Origin of the sequence: Paenibacillus sp. FSL R5-0345 (assembly GCF_000758585.1) — a bacterium.
Classification (GTDB): Bacteria; Bacillota; Bacilli; order Paenibacillales; family Paenibacillaceae; genus Paenibacillus_AQ.
Genome location: NZ_CP009281.1, coordinates 4,197,306 through 4,215,035, shown reverse-complemented (window position 1 = coordinate 4,215,035; position 17,730 = coordinate 4,197,306). Strand labels below are relative to the sequence as shown.

Genomic DNA, 17,730 nt, shown 5'->3' with positions numbered 1-17,730 from the left:
AGTTATGAAAAAGTTGATAGTAGTGTTGATGATTGGGGTTCTAGCGGTGTTGACGGCTTGCGGGAATAGTCAATCCGATAATTCCGGAGATAAGAAGAAGCTTACCATTGGATTTGGTGTGGGAACCTATGAGGAGCAATTCCGCCAATCGATTCTACCCATCCTAGAGAAACAAGGCTATACCGTTGAAATTAAGTCCTTTTCACAAAATATGCAGGTCAATCCAGCGATGAAGGAAGGATCTATTGACGCAAGTATCTTCCAAAGCACAGCATATATGGAGGCAATCAACAAAGAAATCAAAGCAGACATGGTAGGAATTGCTTATGCGCCTGGTGCACCACAAGGTCTTTATTCCGTAAATCATACAACACTTGACGATGTTAAAGATGGTACAACCGTAGCTGTTCCGAATGATCCGGTTAACCAAGAGCGTGCACTGCGTATCCTTGAAGAATTGGGCTGGATCAAGATTAAAGATGGCGCGGGCGTAGCTGATTTTAACATCAACAGTATGGAGCCGGATAAATATAACATTGATATTAAAATATTGGATCCTGCTCAAATCCTTGTTTCACTGCAAGATGTTGATTACGGCGTTGTAAACGGGAATTATATTGCTAATTCGGACAGAAAGATTACGGATGCCTTAAAAATAGAAAATACACCTATGGAACACAGAATTATCGTATCGGTTAATAAAAAGGATGAAAATACACAGTGGGCGAAAGACTTGAAAGCCGCTTATGAATCTAAAGAGTTCGAAGAATATATTCGTGGAATAGAGAAATATGATGGTTTCATTCTGCCTGAAGCATGGGACAACAATTAATGAGGGATGTGAATGTTGTGACACAAGAGAAGATCCATTTTATTGGTGGAGGACAGATGGCGGAAGCGATCATTCGTGCATCTTTATCCAATAACACCCTGTCTGTAGATCAAATTAGTGTATCAGACATTAATGAGACCCGTCTTCAGTTTTTGAATACCAAATACGGAGTAGATACGAAAAGCTCGCAAGAGCAAAGCCTAGCTACAGCAGATCTGATTGTGGTTGCGGTGCGGCCACAGGATGATTTGACTACACTTGGACAAATTGTACAGCAATTTGCTACATCCACTTCCGCAATCGTATCGATTGTGGCGGGTGTGACGAATGAACAATTAGCCGGGTATTTTGGAGCTGATCGTTCCATAATCCGAGTTATTCCCAATACTTTGACGGATACAGGCTACGGATATAGCGGTGTTGCGTTAAATGCTCACGCTACGCGTGATCAAGTGGAGCATTTCTTACTCGGATTTGGTAAGGTGCAATATCTGAATGAGGCATTGATGGATATTTTCACTGGATTTGGTGTGGCTGGCCCCAACTATATTTATTATTTCATTGAATCTTTTGTAGATGCAGGTGTACTTGCCGGACTGCCGCGTGAGCAAGCCTGGAAGGTAGCGCTGGAGAACGTTATGGGATCGGTTGCTATGCTGCAGCAGACAGGACTGCATCCAAGACAACTGCTTGATATTAATAATTCACCAGGCGGTGTCGGAATGCATGGCTTGTTCGAATTAAATAACAGTGATTTCGCAGCAGGTCTGCAAAGAAGTGTTCTGGCAGCTGTGAAGCGTACTACTGAGCTGGGAGTGAAGTAATCATGGCAACGGTGAAATGGGATCATTTAGTACACTACGTCAATGATCTGGCCAAACCGGTTGAAATTTTTGGAGATCATGGATTGGTTGCTTTTAAGGGAGGCTCTCATAAAGATTGGGGCACATATAATTCATTAAGTTATTTCGGGCTGACCTATCTCGAATTTCTGGGTATTGAGAATCTTGAGCTAGCAAAGGCGACGGAACATAATCTAGTGGTGCAAGACGCGGTAAAACTTCTACCTGAGCATGAAGTCTTAAGCAGAGTAGTCATCCGGACAGATGATATTGAAGAAGTAGCGGCTTCCCTGAAAGCAGCGGGTTTATCATTATCTCCAATTATCGATGGGAAGCGTCTAGATAACGAGGGAAGATTAATCGAGTGGCGCATGATGACTATCGGTGGTGACTTTCAAGGCCTAGTCTATCCGTTCATCATTCAATGGAGCGGAACAGATGCAGAGAGGTTAGAAAGATTAACTTCGTCTGGAGTCATCCGGCCTCATCCTGCTGGTCATGTCGAAATCGTGCGCGCTGTATTCCATGTCTCTGACCCTGCAGCTACTGCTAACCATTGGGGAACGTTATTCGGATTGCCTGTAACAGAGTCAGACGACAGTACTTTTATCCTTACGATTGAAGATAAGTCTTTTGCATTCGTGCATGGGGATGAGAACCAGTTCAAGCAGGTGATTTTTGAAACGGATTCGTTAGCGCTGAAAGGGAAGACGATTCAGATCGGTGACGGGGAGTATGTTTTTGTATAAGGCATTAGTTTCTTTATAATTTAAGATCAAAAGACTTGCTCGAAGTCATCGATACTTCGAGCAAGTCTTTTTGCTATCCATAGACTTATACTGAATAGCTATGTTTTTGTAGTATAAACATGTTTGCCCACATCATTCAACAAGTACTTTAGCTTGATTGGTAGTTTGCTAAATAGGATATGATAACTTTTTTAAGTAAAGATAATCGGCAGTCATCGAAATATCGTTGTTGTCACAAAACGACTCCTTATCTCGTTTTATATGCAGACGGAATAAGGAGTGGTTGCAATGAAAGAATTGACATGCATCGTTATTGGCGGAGGATATGCAGGTATTAATGCAGTTAAAGCGATTCGGAAAACATTTAAGGGGCAAGCAAGTAAACGAACACTCCGACTTATTTTAATAGATAAGAACCCTTATCACTTTCGCAAAGTATTGCTTTTTAAGCCCGCGGTCGGAGATGAAGAGATTACTATCCCTCTGACTAGGTTATTTCCCGAGGGGGTTGAATTCGTTCAGGCTACTGTAACGAAAATCGAATCAGAGGAAAGAAGGCTACTCTGTCAGGATGCTGTAGGAAATAAGAATTCGATAAAATATGACTTCCTCGTTCTGGCGGTGGGCAGCGTCGTGCGGCAACCCGACCCTGATCAAGGAGGTATGGCATTAGCGAGTTTAGACGCTGCGTGGAAGATCCGAGAGGCATGGCGCGCGAATATAAAGAAAGCTGTAAAGGAAAAAAGCTCGAAAGAACGTCAGAGATTAATGACCATTGCCGTTGTTGGAGCGGGCATAAGCGGCATCGAGACATCTGCCGAACTAGCTTATTTTTTTCGTGATGATGCGATATCATTGGGACTTGACCCGAATGCTGTAAGGATAAATTTATTTAACGCGAATAAGAGACTTTTCCCAGAAGGCCCGGCAAAAGTAGGGCTTAAACTGGAACGTTCACTTGACGCTATCGGAGTAACTACCTTACATGGAAGTAGGGTGTTACAGGAGAAAGAGGGGGTTTTAACCTTATCTAACGGCGAGACGATGTCCGCTGGTCTATGTGTTTGGACGCTGGGGCTGTTACCTAACCCAATGCTGCAAAGCATCGGGTTACCGATCACTCCGGAAGGATACGTGATCGTAGATGCAAGTTATCGGGTTCAAGGGGCCCAGGGTGTATACAGTATCGGCGACTGCGCGCGAATCGTAGACCCTGCTAGTGGACGGGTGGACGGGAAGACGTGTAAGGAAGCGACCGCCCAAGCAGCAAGGCTTGGAAAGATTTTATCGGCGGATATTGCAGGGCGTCCGGCACCCATGCATAAGGAATTTATTGACTTTTTTTGTTTTGCCTTAGGTCCGGAGCAGGGAATGGTATGGACACATCAATGGGGGTTAGATATTATTTTTACAGGAAAGCTGGGTTGGCGAATAAGGAAATTCACATGGGATTCGGCAAGTCTGTTAAAATAATGTAAACAGAAGAGGGTTAGTGGAAAAGGGTGGAATTTTAAGATGCAAGAGTTATATGAGCATTATAAAGGGCTGCTTTTTACGCTTGCCTACCAACTGACTGGATCGGTCTCCGATGCGGAGGACGCTGTGCAGGACGTATTCCTGAAGTTGTATGATGTAGAGCTGGATCGATTGGTTGAACCTAAAGCATATTTGTGCAAAATGGTAACTAATCGCTGTCGGGATTTATTCAATTCGGCGCGTAAGCGGCGGGAACAGTATTTCGGGCAATGGCTTCCTGAGCCCCTTCTTACTCCGAATGATGAATCGTTTGAATCGGTTGTTCAAGGCGAGCTGCTGTCTTATGCTATGCTCGTATTGCTTGAAAGGCTGTCCCTTACGGAACGGGCAGTGTTCGTGCTTCGTGAGGCGCTCGGCTTTGAATATGCTAATATTGCTGAACTCGTTGGCAAAAGCGAAGCGAATTGCCGCAAGCTGATCAGCCGTGCGAGAGGAAAAATGGGGATTACCCCCGATGAACCAGTCAATCCCGAAGCTGCAAGCGAAGAGTGGGTCCGTCGACTCTTAGCGGCTCTCGAACAGGGTGACGTGGATAGGGTTATATCCATGCTCGCCAAAGATGTCGTGTTGGTCTCAGATGGAGGGGGTAAAGCCTCTGCCGCCGTCCATCCTATTGAATCGCGCGATCTCGTCGCCCGTTTCCTTCTCGGCTTAACTCGTAAGGCTCCTCATTACGAAGGAGGCATGCATGTAGAAATGAGGGATATAAATGGCCAAACAGGACTCGTTGTCCGTTCAGGAGATGGCATCGTTACTGTTGCGCTAATGCATGTCGAGAGAAATTCGATTCGCAACTTATACTTTGTTAGGAACCCAGATAAGCTGAGGCATTTATTGAAATGAACAGAGGATTTGAAAAAATCGCCGTTAGAACCGTTATGGAGATGTGGGGGAGCGAGCCTAAATAGGCTACGCTCCTTGTCCTTAACTCCGGTAACACTAACGGAGTTGATTAGTAATAACAAGGAGTTATGTTATGCCAAAAAATGATAATATGCTAACAATTCTATGGATGTTGAATTCGGGAGAGAAATTGACTGCAAAGCAAATATCGGAAAAGTTAGAGATAAATATAAGAACAGTTTATCGGTATATTGATGCACTATGTGTCAGTGGCGTCCCTATCATATCCGACACAGGGCACAATGGCGGGTATAGCTTGCTGCACAATTTTATCAAATCTCCTCTGCTATTTAGTATTGATGAAAAAAAGACACTGCTTCATGCTGCCCAATTTGCAAAAGAAGCCGGATATCCTTTGAGTGAGGCATTAGAGAATGCAACATCCAAGTTGAAAATGTATTCGAATCAGGAGCAGGAAAGTATACTAAGCCATCATTTAGCCGGATTTGAAGTAATAAACCGCAGGGGATACCCCGCTGTTCAGCCGGTATTGCAGGAATTGGAGCACGCTGTTGCAAATGAATGGTCTGTAGAAATTTCTTATCGTAACAGTCATGAAGAGCAGTCCCCAAATAGGGTAATAGACCCCTATGGCGTGGTTAATTGGAACAATAAGTGGTACACAATTGGATTTTGCCACCTGCGGAATGAGATCCGCAGCTTTCGGGTAGAACGAATTCTGAACATCACACGCACGCCATTCTCATTTAGGCGTCCCAATGATTTTTCAGCGCGTACTTTTTTTATGAAAAATCTGTTACCAGATGTAGTAGGTAAGTCCGAATTAATTTCTTTAATTATTGGTGGCAGGGCAGAGGCGTTGGATGATTTATGCATACATTGGTTTATGGAGCATCATTTGCAGGAGCGGACATCAACGCAAGCATTTTTTTTACTTGAGGAAGAATCACTGTATGCATATGTTCCGTATATAATTCTTCCCTATGGGAAATCCATTCAAGTTATAGAGCCACAGAATCTAAAGAATAAACTTGTGGCGGTTGCTTCAGAGTTAATGGAATATTATCAAGTTTAACAACTTCACTGACAGTAGATGTCAGTGAAGTTGTTTTATTATAATGATAACCACTCATTAAAGATGAATGGTTGCTGTTACCTAATAAACTTTATGAGGAGCACTTAGAAATGAATAATACAGTATATCTTTATGTGTTTGATACCATGTCCGATTGGGAAATAGGTTATTTAGCCGCCGAGCTGAACTCTGGAAGACACTTCAGACAGGGGCTGGCTCCAGCAAAAATAGTCACCGTTGGGATAGAAAAGACTCCAGTAACTACAATGGGCGGATTGAAAATAATGCCTGACATTAAAGTGGATGAGTGCAGCATTAAAAGCGTAGATGCACTGATTTTACCTGGTGGAAATACATGGACAGAAGCTATTCACGTGCCCATATTAAAAATTGCCGAGATGTGTTTAAAGGAAGGGATAGTAGTTGGAGCAATTTGCGGTGCTACCTTAGGACTTGCTCAAGCAGGATTGTTAGATTCACGTTGGCACACAAGCAATGATTTGGCCTACCTTAAAATGATTTGCCATTCTTACACGGGCGAAGAATATTACAAAATGGAATCTGCTGTCACCGATGGGAAATTGATTACCGCGTCCGGAGTAGCTCCATTAGAATTTTCTGTTCATGTTTTAAAAGCTCTAGATGTATTCTCTCCAAAAACATTAGACGCTTGGTATCGTCTTAATAAAACTCATGAACCTAAATATTTCTACGAGTTAATGAATTCAATCCAATGACAGTATAGGAATATAAGGGATGTGAAGTGCTGTGTGTTGTTGATTCACGAATAATGTCTGAAGGCCACAAATTAATGGAGGATATAACAAAAGTCCATCATATCTTATCGGATAGGTCTTTACTGGGGTGACTGTTGCAATTCCGCCGTTTATTCTACCTCACTAAGAATCTTTTCGATTTTTTCGAAGCGGGTTCGAATTTGCGACAATTCCTTATCATCTACTTGGGAGACATTAGCGCTAAATGTTGGGACCAATTTCGCTATTATTTCCAGCGTGAGTAGGATATTAAAATCCGTCAGCTCATGTTAATTAGGTGATAGTCCATACTTTTAGAATAGTGGTGCATATGATGTTTTAGGAAGTAAAAGGGAGGGATAATCAATGAGCTGTGGAGTTGGAGGCAGATTCACTTCTACTGGAGAAATTTTGGTTCTTTATATCTTATTGGTAATTATATTATCTGCTTGTTTCTTTGTATAATAGCAGGCTATCAGAATGAACAATAGCCACTGTTCCAAGGCTATTGTTCTTTTTTTGCAAATGTTGATGGACATGCCAATCCTTTATTTCGTTCCAATAACGAGAATAAATCCGATGTATTCATGATAACGGTCCATTATACTGTTGTACTTACTGATCACTTCCCAAATCGTGTGGTCAAGAAAGGAATCAGCATCCATTTGTTGATAATGGTCTGGATGCTCTATAAGATCCTCACTTGATTTAGGAAACAAGAAGGGACCATCGATCTGGGAATGATTGAATCCTGTTGCATTTACTAATGCTGACCAATCACTAATATTCCATAGCTTTTCAATATGATAAAAAGTAGTGATCTCTTGATTGATTTCTGTGGGTATAGGTTTATATTGGACCATTTCTCTGTCAAAAAGCTTGCCCCCAGTCCGTAAAACCCTATAATATTCCGAAAATGCTGTATCCGTATCAGTGAATATAGATACAGACTCAACAAGAATCACATCAAATGACTCGTCAGGAAAAGGCAGCGAGCTTGCATCCCCTACTAAGAATTCAATGGAAGCATTTTCTTTTTCAGCCCGTATTTTTGCTTTTGAGATCATATCCGGTTGAATATCTACACCTGTTACATCATGACCCTGTGCAGCTAAATAACAAGAGCTTCTGCCGGTTCCACATCCAACTTCAAGAATTTGGGAGGCAGTGGGTAGAGGATATTGTTCAAATTGCTTTAAAGTTGCAGTAAACCCTCCAGGGTGAGCATTCCCAACCCCTAATTTAGCCAGCATATTCAAATATTCCATGAGTTTAAATTCCTTTCACTGCGGGTTATATTTTATAATATGAATGGAAATCAACATTGTACCGCAATGTTGATTATTACTGACTTAAGGACATACATAAAAAACCTTTTAGGATTCGAAAGCGCTGAATGGAAAGAATTTAAGAACGGGGAGCATAAAACTTTTGATTTGTGTACAAAACTCAATAGCCAGATCGTCAAGCAATGTATGTAATTGCTCGGTGGTCTGGCTTTTTTTGCGTGAAAGGATATGATTACGCTGCCTAAGGTCATTGACAATTAATGTTAAATTGGTGTATTGTAAATGATAAGTAGTAAGTAGTAAGTAGTAAGTAAATCACGCGCTCGCCATTCGGAATAAATATCATCATCCAGTAAATACGAATTTATGGATAGGGGTGGATGGTTATGATGGATTTAAAATTAGCACCGAGTTTCTCATTGATTGCGCTAAATGCACAGAGAAGTCTTCATATGACTACTGTCAAGAAAGTGTCTTTACGCTGTATGGCGGCTGCGGTTATCTTGGAGCTTTACTTAGAGGAATGTATTACGCAATCTGAGTACAATTTAACTTTGCATAAGGAAGCTCTTGAGCAATCTCATTCAACTCTTTATAGAGAAACTGTTCTACAACCCTTATTTCATAATAGTGCTGAGGTGAAGGGTGACCTGAATTGGTGGTTGAAAAAGGCATCCATGCCTTCTAACAATCAATTGAAAAAGTTTGAAACCGCGATTTCAGATTATCTTAAAGCAATGAATTTGCTTGAAGATATCCCAAGTCGGTTAGGGAGCGACATGTTTTTTGACTCTGCTGAAGTTGAAGTTAGAGCTTATCGCAGTAATATGGAGGCATACACAAGCATTACAGAGAACATTCGGGCAGAAATTTTGGAAGAGGGTCCAGTAACGGATGAGATCATTTGTATGCTATGGCTACTTCGTGAAAGTGGATGTATGCATGCTTTTTTCTCGCTGAATGAATTAGAAAAGGTAAATATCAAACTACATGAACTATACCAAAGTAATTTATGGGCAAAGGCTTTATTTTCTATACAAATTCGCCATGGAATTGAGCTAGGTCTTAAACGTTTCTTAGAATTGAAGACAAAGTTTGCGAAGACATTTATCGGTAGCAGTATCAACCTAATCTTCCCTGCCCTAGAGCGATCACGACCTGTCTTTATTGAAACAGAGTCTTGGTTTGATAATTCTAATCAAAGACTAGACGCAGTTATTACAAGATTAGAGTCCTATGGACATGAAGTTAAGGTGATGGAGAGAGGATCGATTGCGACTCTTAAAATTGATAATTTGTTATACGATGCGATCCCGCATTTTGTAATGATGAAAGTGCCAATTCAAGGTGTGCGTATTGTTCCGAAACGCCCGCTGTAAAGGAGTTGGTAATCCATGTCTAGACAACGTACCATGGAGAATATTTTGGCGTCAGAGTATGTATCTATAGGTGAATTGGTAAGAATCACAAATGCCCGTTACAGTACACTCAAACATTACACAGAAGAAGGCATGCTGCCCTTTGAACAGGCGGAGGAGAATTTAACACGCAGATATAAAAGAGAGGAAACCGTCGCACGCATTCTTTGGATCAAAGAGATGAAAGCCAACGGTTTATCTATCCCACAAATGAAAGAAGCTTTAGGAATGAAGTAAACACTGGGAATTCCGGTGTTTTTTTCTTTTTTTCAGTCAGTCAAAGAATTTAACATCCTCTGATAACTGCGTACCAATCATCCGAACGAAATGCTCAGCCGCAACAGATAGCTTTCTATCCCGTCGTACTGCAAAACCTATACTGCGAGGTAAAAGCGGATCGTCTAGCTTCAGCTCATAAAGTTTTCGACTATGAATATCCTCTTGCACGAAAGAACGGCTAATAAAAGCAGCCCCGTACCCTAATCTAGCGAACTCTGCTAGCAGTTCTATGCTCCCCAATTCAATATCTGGAATTACCGATAGTCCCTTAGCTGCAAACCATTGCTCTACAAATACTCTTGTACTGCTCCCCTGTGAAAATAGGATTAACGGCAGATCTGACACTTCTTTCATGGTTAAAGAACGATTCGCTATTTCTTTATAGGCTTCACCAACTACAAAACAATCCTCCAACACCGCGAGTGTCTGGATGTTTAGCAGTGGATCTTGAAGAGGCATATGTACAAAGGCGCAGTCGATCTCACCATCTTTTAAACGCTTAGTGATATCGGGTGTCTTCCCATGTGAAAGCCGAATTCGTATACCTGGGTATGTGCTATGAAAGGTGTTCAACTGCGGCAACAAAAGATGCTTGATCAGATAATCGCTAGCTCCGATGCGTATTTCTCCTTCATTTAATTGCTTCAAGTTCTTCAGATGTTTTTGTGCAGAATCCAGCATGGTAAAGGATTGCTCTACATATTCGAAAAGAGCTCGCCCTTCTTCTGTAAGTTCTACACCTTTGGATAGCCTGTGAAACAGCTTCAGCCCCAAGGCCTCTTCCATCTGTTTAATGGCATAACTCACAGAGGGCTGTGTAATATGCAGTTCCGCTGCTGCTTTTGTTAAATTTCGATGACGTGCCGTTTGCCAGAAAATTCGATACCATTCTAAGTTGAACATGGTGGTATAGATCACCTCTATATCATTATAGTGAAAATACGATTTCATTTATTTCATTTCATTTATTATAATCAGTCTAGAGGAATAATTCAAAGGGGTGGATGTAATGGAATCCAATCAACCGGACTTAGAAGCGCGTTCTCCTTGGTCAACAAATAGCGATAAACAAGTAGTGAAGGTTAGTCCAGCGGAAGCGGCAATCAATGGGACGATAATTATATCAGGGAGCAAAAGTCTGACGAATCGGGCCTTGATAATCGCTGCTTTAGCTGAAGGACGTTCAGAAATAAAGGGAATATTAAGAAGTGACGACTCTTATTGGTGTATTGAATCCTTAAAGAAACTTGGAATTTCCGTTGTGATAGATGAAGAGTCAGCAGTTGTCGAGGGATGTGGAGGCAATTGGCCGAATCCGACTGGGGAACTATATGTAGGAGCGGCAGGCACAGTTGCGAGATTCTTACCCGCTGCACTCGCGGCAGGGAATGGCACTTGGACAATGAATGGAAGTAAACGACTGTGTGAGCGACCTCTGGCGCCATTACTCGACGCATTAACGAACCTTGGCGCACAGTTTGAGTATAAGCAAGCCGAACGCTGTTTACCTTTTACATTAGAGACACAAGGTCTGCAAGGAGGAAAGGCAACACTACCCGGCTCTACTTCAAGTCAATTTATTAGCGGATTGCTGCTAGCTGCACCGTATGCCAAAGAACCGGTAACCGTGTTTATTGATGGTGAAGTTGTGCAAAGAGACTATGTCGAGATGACTCTTGCTATGATGGCTTCATTTGGTGTAACACCAGAAGCCTCTCAGGACGGTCACTCGATAACAGTTCCAACAGGAAAGTATCAAGGTCACACGATTACTTTAGAGCCTGATGTATCCACATGCTGTTACTTTTGGGCGGTAGCTGCGCTTACGGCAGGGCGTGTACGAATTGAAGGGATCAATGCTAGCAATACAAGTCAACCTGATATCGAGTTCTTAGACGTTCTGGAGTTAATGGGCTGTACCGTTCTTCATGGGGAGAACTATGTTGAAGTACAAGGTGTCCCACAGATTAAGGGTGGATTCACAGTGAGTATGAAGAAATGGTCGGATCAAACACTAACTGTGGCTGCTATGGCTATTTTTGCCGATGCTCCAATCACTTTAAAAGATGCTGCGCATATCAGACATCATGAATGTGATCGGATATCCGCGATATGTGAGGAAATTAGTAAGCTCGGAATCCGTGTGGATGAGTTTGAAGATGGCCTAACGGTATATCCGGGTCAGCCTATTCCCGCTTTGCTAGATTCTCACGACGATCATCGCATGGCTATGGCGCTTTCTTTAATCGGCTTGAAGATTGAGAATATTCAGATAATTGACCCTGGTTGTGTCTCCAAGACCTGTCCAGATTATTTTGACAGATTGTCAGCGTTAGGTGTACAGATCCAATATTAAATAAGGGGTGCATATATAATGGCAGGAAATACATTCGGTGAAGTGTTCAAAATTACAACCTTCGGTGAGTCACATGGTGTGTCGGTAGGTGTCATAGTGGATGGTGTAACACCTGGCGTTGAGATTAACGAAGCTTATATTCAGAAGCAAATGGATCGGAGAAAACCGGGTCAGTCTTCAGTGACTACGCCTCGTAAAGAATATGATGTTGTCCACATACAATCAGGAGTATTTGAGGGTAAAACAACAGGGACACCACTCTTTGTAGTTCTACAAAACCACGATATGAGGCCAGAAGCGTATAGTGAGATACAGGATGCTTTTCGGCCGGGCCATGCCGATTTTACTTATTTAGAGAAATACGGCATCCGGGATCATCGCGGTAGCGGACGTGCTTCAGGTAGAGAAACTGCGGCAAGAGTGGCTGGAGGTGCAATAGCCCGTAAGCTGTTAGAGAGAAGAGGCGTACAGGTAGTAGCATACTCACAAGAAATCGGTGGTATAAAGTGTGAATCCTTCGATGAGGAGATTATTGAACAAAATGCTGTCCGCGCCTGTGATCCGATTGCAGCTGCCAAGATGATTCAAAAGATTGAGCGGTTAGCTGAGGTTGGAGATAGCTGTGGAGGCATCGTGGAATGCCGCATTCGTGGCGTAATTCCGGGTCTTGGAGAGCCGGTTTTCGATAAATTGGATGCAGAACTGGCGAAAGCCATGCTGTCCATTGGCGCAGTTAAAGGGATAGAATTTGGAGCTGGCTTCGAAGCGGCAACGATGCTGGGGAGTGAACATAATGATGCGATGAATGGCGATGGTTTCCTTACCAATCATTCCGGAGGAATCATCGGGGGAATTAGCACCGGACAAGAAATCGTATTTCGGATTAGCGTAAAACCGACGTCTTCCATCTCTGTACCACAGCAAACGACTAACATCAGAGGCGAAGAACAAGAGATACGCACTGAAGGTAGACATGATCCATGTATTTGCCCGAGAATTGTCCCTGTTGTAGAGGCTATGGTCTGTTTAGTGCTGGAGGATCAGTATAAACGACAAGCTGCTATGCTTGGATAATTCATGAGCCGTCTCGCCCATTACCGCATATTGCGCTAATGGGCTTTTTAAGCTTTACGCATATCCTTATGCAAAGAATAAGTTTTAGCAAAGAAAGAGATGAATTTCCAATTTAACTATATATAGAAACCTTTATTAGTATATTATGGAATCATAGGATGAGTCATAGATTTTATAGGAAAAACTATTTTCTATATAATTATTAGAAAGGTGGTTTTATGAGAATATTCACGTTAGGTATTGTAGTGTTGATGTTATTTGTTTTAAACCCTACCACAATAAATGACAATTCCATTGAATCGATATCAAAGATAGAAGCATCTGTTGAACCGTCAGAGAAATCAGCAACAGAACTATTAAGTGAGTTGGCTAATCAACAATTTTTCATTAAAGAAGATCAGATCAGTGAAGATGATTATGTTTCCATTGAGGCTTTTGGAAAAGCTTTCGTTAATCTTTATACCGGAGCTGTTACAAAACAAGAAATTGTATCATTTGAGAACTACATCTCGAATGCAAATCTTCTTAAATTCACAGATAAAATGTTGGAATTAACACAAAAGCAGGAATTGAATGGTGCCAGTAGTGTGAATTTCGGCTTTGATAATGAGTTTAAGGAAGTAGAGTTTAAGAAACTTGATAAGAATCTTTACTATTTAAGATTACCTTTTTCAAACGAAGGGTCTGGAATGACTTGCGAATTACTAGTTCAATCTTCAAATAAGTCTTTAGAATTAGTTGATTTGTACTTTGGATACAAAGATGGTGTAGATACTATCACAACGGGTCACCCTGCGGTTAGAAAGCTTAACAATCCCAAGCTATGGGATAACCAAGAATGGGTAAATGGTGTTTTTGAAAAGCTTGAACAATATGAATCCGAACTCAAGTGACCACTTGCTTTCAGTGTTCACCGATAACAATAAAGCAGCGGTGCTAAGGCTTTGGTTTCTAGCACTAGCACCGCTGCTTATTTATTAGGGAGTTCTAGTTCAAATCTGTAATTATTTCACGGCTTTACCCAGGACTCGTTCAAATCCATTTCCCGAATACATTCAGCCGAGTCATTTCTGTTGTTGTTAATCATTGGTGTGACCGGGTACACCTGCATTTCATCTGCTGAATAAGGCCGCAGAATCGGATTCAGTGCTTCAAGATCATTGGTCTCCTCATCAAGCCATCGAGTGATATCCTGGGGGGACAAAATCGCCGGCATCCGGCTCTCAAATTCACTAATCAGTGGGTTAGCCTCTGTCATGACCAGAGAGCAGGTGCGAAGAGGTTCCCCGCGCGTATCACGCCAAATTTCGTATAGACCAGCTACTCCGAACATACTGCGATTATTCATGACTACCCGAACTGGATAAGTCTTCTTGCCTTCTTTTTTCCAATAGTAAAATCCATTGCACGGAATAATACAACGATGCTTGTCCACCATCTTGCGATAGGTTGGATTCTGATGCACATTTCGGAGATCTGCATTGATTGCATCTTTTCCCCAATAAGGAACGAACCCCCAACGGAACTCATCTAGAATTCGCTCTCCATCCTGTTGTAAAACTACCGGCATATCCTGCGTGGGACTAATGTTATAGCGGTCTTTATAGTAGTACATCACCCGGTTAATTTCAAAATGATCCCTAATTTCCTGCAGTTCGGCCGCCAGGGAAAAACGTTGACACATGAAACATCAGCCTCCTTTTGTTTCGTAGTGTTTGTAAAAGAAGGTAAATTATTCATGGCTTTCGTAGTCATTCGAAGTGAGGATGAATTAAGTTTTCAATCAATCCTTGATAGCAAAAGAGAAGCCGTTAGGTAACGGCTTCTCGAATTATTAAGCTTCCTATATAACCTGGAGTTTTTTACAGATAAGTCTATTGCAGACTAACACTATCTACATAAATAGCTGATTGGCCACTACTGTTTGAGGAGGCGCGGAATTCTACCCCAATTTCTTTGACTGTGGACAAATTCGAAATGCCGCTGAGGGATAGTGTCAAAATGGTACCGCCGTTTGACTGAATCAGATTCTCTCCGGAATCGTACCATGTCCACCCGGACCCAGTCTTTACGTATAGTTTTGCATAAATCCCGTTGCCGATATTGCCCCAGTTCGCATGCTTAACCGTTGCTTTCAGACTGCTTTTTCCAGACAGATTTTGATTAGAGGTTATATATAGACTATGCGTGGAATTGGATTGTAAGGAGACATCGGCTTTGAGAGTTTGCGCTCCCGTTGCTTTCCATTCATTGGTGACCCATGGGCCTCCCGAAATATTGTTTCCCGACCAACCTTGAGTTCCTGATTCGAAATCATATAAAATTGTCCCGTTATTCCCCGGACTCGGGGTCGGACTTGGCGTAGGAGTAGGAGTAGGAGTAGGAGTTGAGGTTGGCGTAGATGTAGGTGTAGAAGTAGGGCTTGAGGTTGGCGTTACACCTCCAAAAATGCCGGATAACACAGAAGTTGCTTTAATGCCGTTACTGCCATTCACTACGGTATTACCGAACGAGGTGAGGGAGTTACCAGCCCAATCATTCGTCATATCGAGATAAGCCAAATCACTGCTATTTCCCTTCCAGGACCAAGCCAACCAGCCGACTCCCTTCTCTTGGGAATAACTCATAATGGTGGCTTCATCCACATCACCGTTTGTATGTTGTCCACCAAATTCGCCGATAATCAGCGCAAGATTCTTGTTCAGCACACCGTCAATATTGGATTTGACGGTACTTGCATTGCCCCCAGCATATTCATACATATGGATAGAGAACACTGTGTTTTTTAACGGGTCTGCATTCAGTACTTCTGTCCCATAATTTTTGACCGAATCTGGATATTGTCCCCATCCAGCGGAGTCAACAATCAGCGTATGAGTTAGACCAGCATTACGCAGTTTGGGTATGGCTTGCTTATAACCATTAGCCCAGGCGACTCCATCCCATGTTCCGTACCACTCGTTAGCTATATTAATGATTACACGGTCTTCCTTGCCGATCAACGCGCTTTTAATACCAATCCAGTAATTAACGGCGTTGTCTAAATCGGAAAGACTATCGCTTCCTGTGGCGTCATGTACTTCCAAAACGGCAATTAGTTTGTTTTGTTCACAGAGGGCGAGAATATTGTTGACAGTGTTTACATCATCAAGCGTCCATTTGTGTCCATTCGCCAGTACAATACGTATCGTGTTGGCACCTGTTTTGGCAATGGCTGGTATTGCGGTGGATAGTTGATCTTTATACCATGTGTGCGCATGATTGACTCCTCGCATCACAAATGGTTGTCCTGTAGCATCCAATAATTTGGTACCGCTTACATAAAATCCGCTTGCAGCATGTGCTTTGTTCGTAAGTTGTCCAGTCCACGAGAACATCAGTAAAAATGCGAAAAAAGCAATCAACCACTTGCGTAAAATCACTAAAAACCACCCCATGAATTTTATTTATGTAAACCCTCATTAGGTTAATACCTGTAGCGTGCGTTCACCTCCTAGTGTTTGAATAATGAGGGTGACATATTTAACTATGCTTTCGAGGAATTGCTAACTTCATAGGAATTGTCGTTATTATATTAGCATTATGTTATTTAGGGGGCGTATAATTATTTTATACAGTTGACCATTTTTTTTCTTGGGAAACTTGTTTTTAATTGTTGATTAGTGATTTTGAATAAAAAAACTTAATAAACCGCTAGAATATTCGAAAAATATGTGTTTTTGTTATCTTTTTGTTATCGTATTTAATCCTAGCTCCGCGGAAGCTTTCCTCCATACTGCGCTCTTAGCTGCTGCAAATTGTCCAGCTTGCTCAGACTACTATCCCTATTTGCTAAACCTACTCCAAGAATCAGATTCTCGATGATATAAGTGGGACCGACCATAGAGTGAAATTCCCATACCTCACCTCTCCCGGCATACAGTACAATATCTGCATCTTGGGATCGAGGATATACGAGTCTGTCGGTGATCAAGATGACCTGATATTTTACTTCCCGTGAATGGTCCAGAATCACTTCGATTTCCGGTAACAGTTGAACGAATCCAAAGACAAGTACTACATCTTGTTTATCAGCATGCATCAAGGACTCTAACAACTCGTGTCCGCTGGGAGCCATTTTTTTCATTTGTAATCCAAAACGCGCCATACGATAGATCATCAGCTCCGCCAATCCAGCACATGGACCGGGGCTATATACATATACAATGCGAGCTGTAGATAATGCTTCTATTGCACGTTGCAGTGCCTCGTCGCTCAAATAGCGGCGTGTTTCTTGTAGATGATGTGAGCAATTGTCCAGCAGTACTTGAGGGAGTGAACTATCATCCGATCTTTGCATGGCATCACGCATTTTTATGGAAGGTGTGGACTCGAAACGGAAACGAAGTCGGTTCTTGAAATCCTTGGCATGGTTGTATCCAGCCGCTTTCCAGAAACGAGAGACGGAGGCGATGCTCAATTTAAGCTCATCGGCCATTTCCTGTTCGGTCATATAGACCACACGTTGCTCATTTTTCTGGATAAAGTCAGCAATAATTCGTTGATTTGGTGAGAAAGCGCGGCGATTCCAATCTTTATACAATTTTTCATTCCTCCTAATATGAAGCGATAAATAGAATATATCGTGCGAAGATGTTGTAAATATTTTTACAACGTTAAAA

At 42.1% G+C, this 17,730-nt stretch carries 18 protein-coding genes; 13 read left to right on the top strand and 5 right to left on the bottom strand.

Features of this window, described 5'->3' with window-relative positions:
- Positions 1-4 precede the first annotated feature (4 nt).
- From R50345_RS18700 to R50345_RS31995, 8 genes are all read left to right on the top strand, one after another.
- The gene (locus tag R50345_RS18700) at positions 5-832 is read left to right on the top strand and encodes a MetQ/NlpA family ABC transporter substrate-binding protein (protein WP_042129053.1); all 828 of its coding nucleotides are present in this window, start codon (positions 5-7) and stop codon (positions 830-832) included.
- Positions 817-1,656 (top strand): pyrroline-5-carboxylate reductase, encoded by an 840-nt coding sequence (gene proC, locus R50345_RS18695; RefSeq protein ID WP_231573815.1) that lies wholly within the window; start codon positions 817-819, stop codon positions 1,654-1,656. The genes R50345_RS18700 and proC overlap by 16 nt, the downstream gene beginning before the upstream one ends.
- 2 nt (positions 1,657-1,658) lie before the next feature.
- Positions 1,659-2,423 carry a VOC family protein gene (locus tag R50345_RS18690; protein WP_042129049.1) on the top strand — a complete coding sequence of 255 codons (765 nt, stop codon included), beginning with the start codon at positions 1,659-1,661 and terminating at the stop codon, positions 2,421-2,423.
- Positions 2,424-2,711: 288 nt separating this feature from the next.
- On the top strand, positions 2,712-3,896 hold the full coding sequence (locus R50345_RS18685) for an NAD(P)/FAD-dependent oxidoreductase (protein ID WP_042129047.1): 1,185 nt from the start codon (positions 2,712-2,714) through the stop codon (positions 3,894-3,896).
- 42 nt (positions 3,897-3,938) lie between these two features.
- A complete protein-coding gene (gene sigJ, locus R50345_RS18680; RefSeq protein ID WP_042129044.1) occupies positions 3,939-4,802 on the top strand; it encodes an RNA polymerase sigma factor SigJ in 864 nt (287 codons plus the stop codon).
- 133 nt (positions 4,803-4,935) lie between these two features.
- Positions 4,936-5,898: a helix-turn-helix transcriptional regulator gene (locus tag R50345_RS18675; RefSeq protein WP_042129041.1), complete on the top strand. Its 963-nt coding sequence runs from the start codon at positions 4,936-4,938 to the stop codon at positions 5,896-5,898.
- 110 nt (positions 5,899-6,008) lie between these two features.
- Positions 6,009-6,635, top strand: a complete 627-nt coding sequence (locus R50345_RS18670) for a type 1 glutamine amidotransferase family protein (RefSeq protein WP_042129040.1) — start codon at positions 6,009-6,011, stop codon at positions 6,633-6,635.
- A gap of 384 nt (positions 6,636-7,019) precedes the next feature.
- Positions 7,020-7,118, top strand: a complete 99-nt coding sequence (locus R50345_RS31995; protein ID WP_139328621.1) for a sporulation protein YjcZ — start codon at positions 7,020-7,022, stop codon at positions 7,116-7,118.
- Positions 7,119-7,201: 83 nt separating this feature from the next.
- On the opposite strand, the gene R50345_RS18665 is transcribed toward R50345_RS31995, so the two are convergent.
- Positions 7,202-7,921: a class I SAM-dependent methyltransferase gene (locus tag R50345_RS18665; protein WP_042129038.1), complete on the bottom strand. Its 720-nt coding sequence runs from the start codon at positions 7,919-7,921 to the stop codon at positions 7,202-7,204.
- Positions 7,922-8,328: 407 nt separating this feature from the next.
- Here R50345_RS18665 and R50345_RS18660 point away from each other — a divergent pair, with 407 nt between their 5' ends.
- Both R50345_RS18660 and R50345_RS18655 read left to right on the top strand, forming a co-directional pair.
- Positions 8,329-9,321 carry a hypothetical protein gene (locus tag R50345_RS18660; protein WP_042129036.1) on the top strand — a complete coding sequence of 331 codons (993 nt, stop codon included), beginning with the start codon at positions 8,329-8,331 and terminating at the stop codon, positions 9,319-9,321.
- Between the two features lie 15 nt (positions 9,322-9,336).
- A complete protein-coding gene (locus tag R50345_RS18655; RefSeq protein WP_042129035.1) occupies positions 9,337-9,597 on the top strand; it encodes a helix-turn-helix domain-containing protein in 261 nt (86 codons plus the stop codon).
- Between the two features lie 36 nt (positions 9,598-9,633).
- Here R50345_RS18655 and R50345_RS18650 read toward each other — a convergent pair whose 3' ends face one another.
- Positions 9,634-10,542 carry a LysR family transcriptional regulator gene (locus R50345_RS18650; RefSeq protein ID WP_042129034.1) on the bottom strand — a complete coding sequence of 303 codons (909 nt, stop codon included), beginning with the start codon at positions 10,540-10,542 and terminating at the stop codon, positions 9,634-9,636.
- A gap of 106 nt (positions 10,543-10,648) precedes the next feature.
- On the opposite strand from R50345_RS18650, the gene aroA reads away from it, so the two are divergent.
- From aroA to R50345_RS18635, 3 genes are all read left to right on the top strand, one after another.
- Positions 10,649-11,995: a 3-phosphoshikimate 1-carboxyvinyltransferase gene (aroA, locus tag R50345_RS18645; protein WP_042129032.1), complete on the top strand. Its 1,347-nt coding sequence runs from the start codon at positions 10,649-10,651 to the stop codon at positions 11,993-11,995.
- Positions 11,996-12,013: 18 nt separating this feature from the next.
- Positions 12,014-13,069: a chorismate synthase gene (gene aroC, locus R50345_RS18640; protein ID WP_042129031.1), complete on the top strand. Its 1,056-nt coding sequence runs from the start codon at positions 12,014-12,016 to the stop codon at positions 13,067-13,069.
- Between the two features lie 218 nt (positions 13,070-13,287).
- Positions 13,288-13,962: a hypothetical protein gene (locus R50345_RS18635; RefSeq protein WP_042129028.1), complete on the top strand. Its 675-nt coding sequence runs from the start codon at positions 13,288-13,290 to the stop codon at positions 13,960-13,962.
- Between the two features lie 116 nt (positions 13,963-14,078).
- Here the strand turns inward: R50345_RS18635 and R50345_RS18630 are convergent, their stop codons facing one another.
- The 3 genes from R50345_RS18630 to R50345_RS18620 all read right to left on the bottom strand — a co-directional run bounded on the left by R50345_RS18630 (position 14,079) and on the right by R50345_RS18620 (position 17,651).
- On the bottom strand, positions 14,079-14,753 hold the full coding sequence (locus R50345_RS18630; protein WP_042129026.1) for an SOS response-associated peptidase: 675 nt from the start codon (positions 14,751-14,753) through the stop codon (positions 14,079-14,081).
- Between the two features lie 190 nt (positions 14,754-14,943).
- On the bottom strand, positions 14,944-16,491 hold the full coding sequence (locus tag R50345_RS30885; RefSeq protein ID WP_231573813.1) for a glycoside hydrolase family 5 protein: 1,548 nt from the start codon (positions 16,489-16,491) through the stop codon (positions 14,944-14,946).
- Between the two features lie 326 nt (positions 16,492-16,817).
- Complete coding sequence (locus R50345_RS18620) at positions 16,818-17,651, bottom strand: MurR/RpiR family transcriptional regulator (protein WP_042129025.1); 834 nt, start codon at positions 17,649-17,651, stop codon at positions 16,818-16,820.
- Between the last annotated feature and the right edge of the window lie 79 nt (positions 17,652-17,730).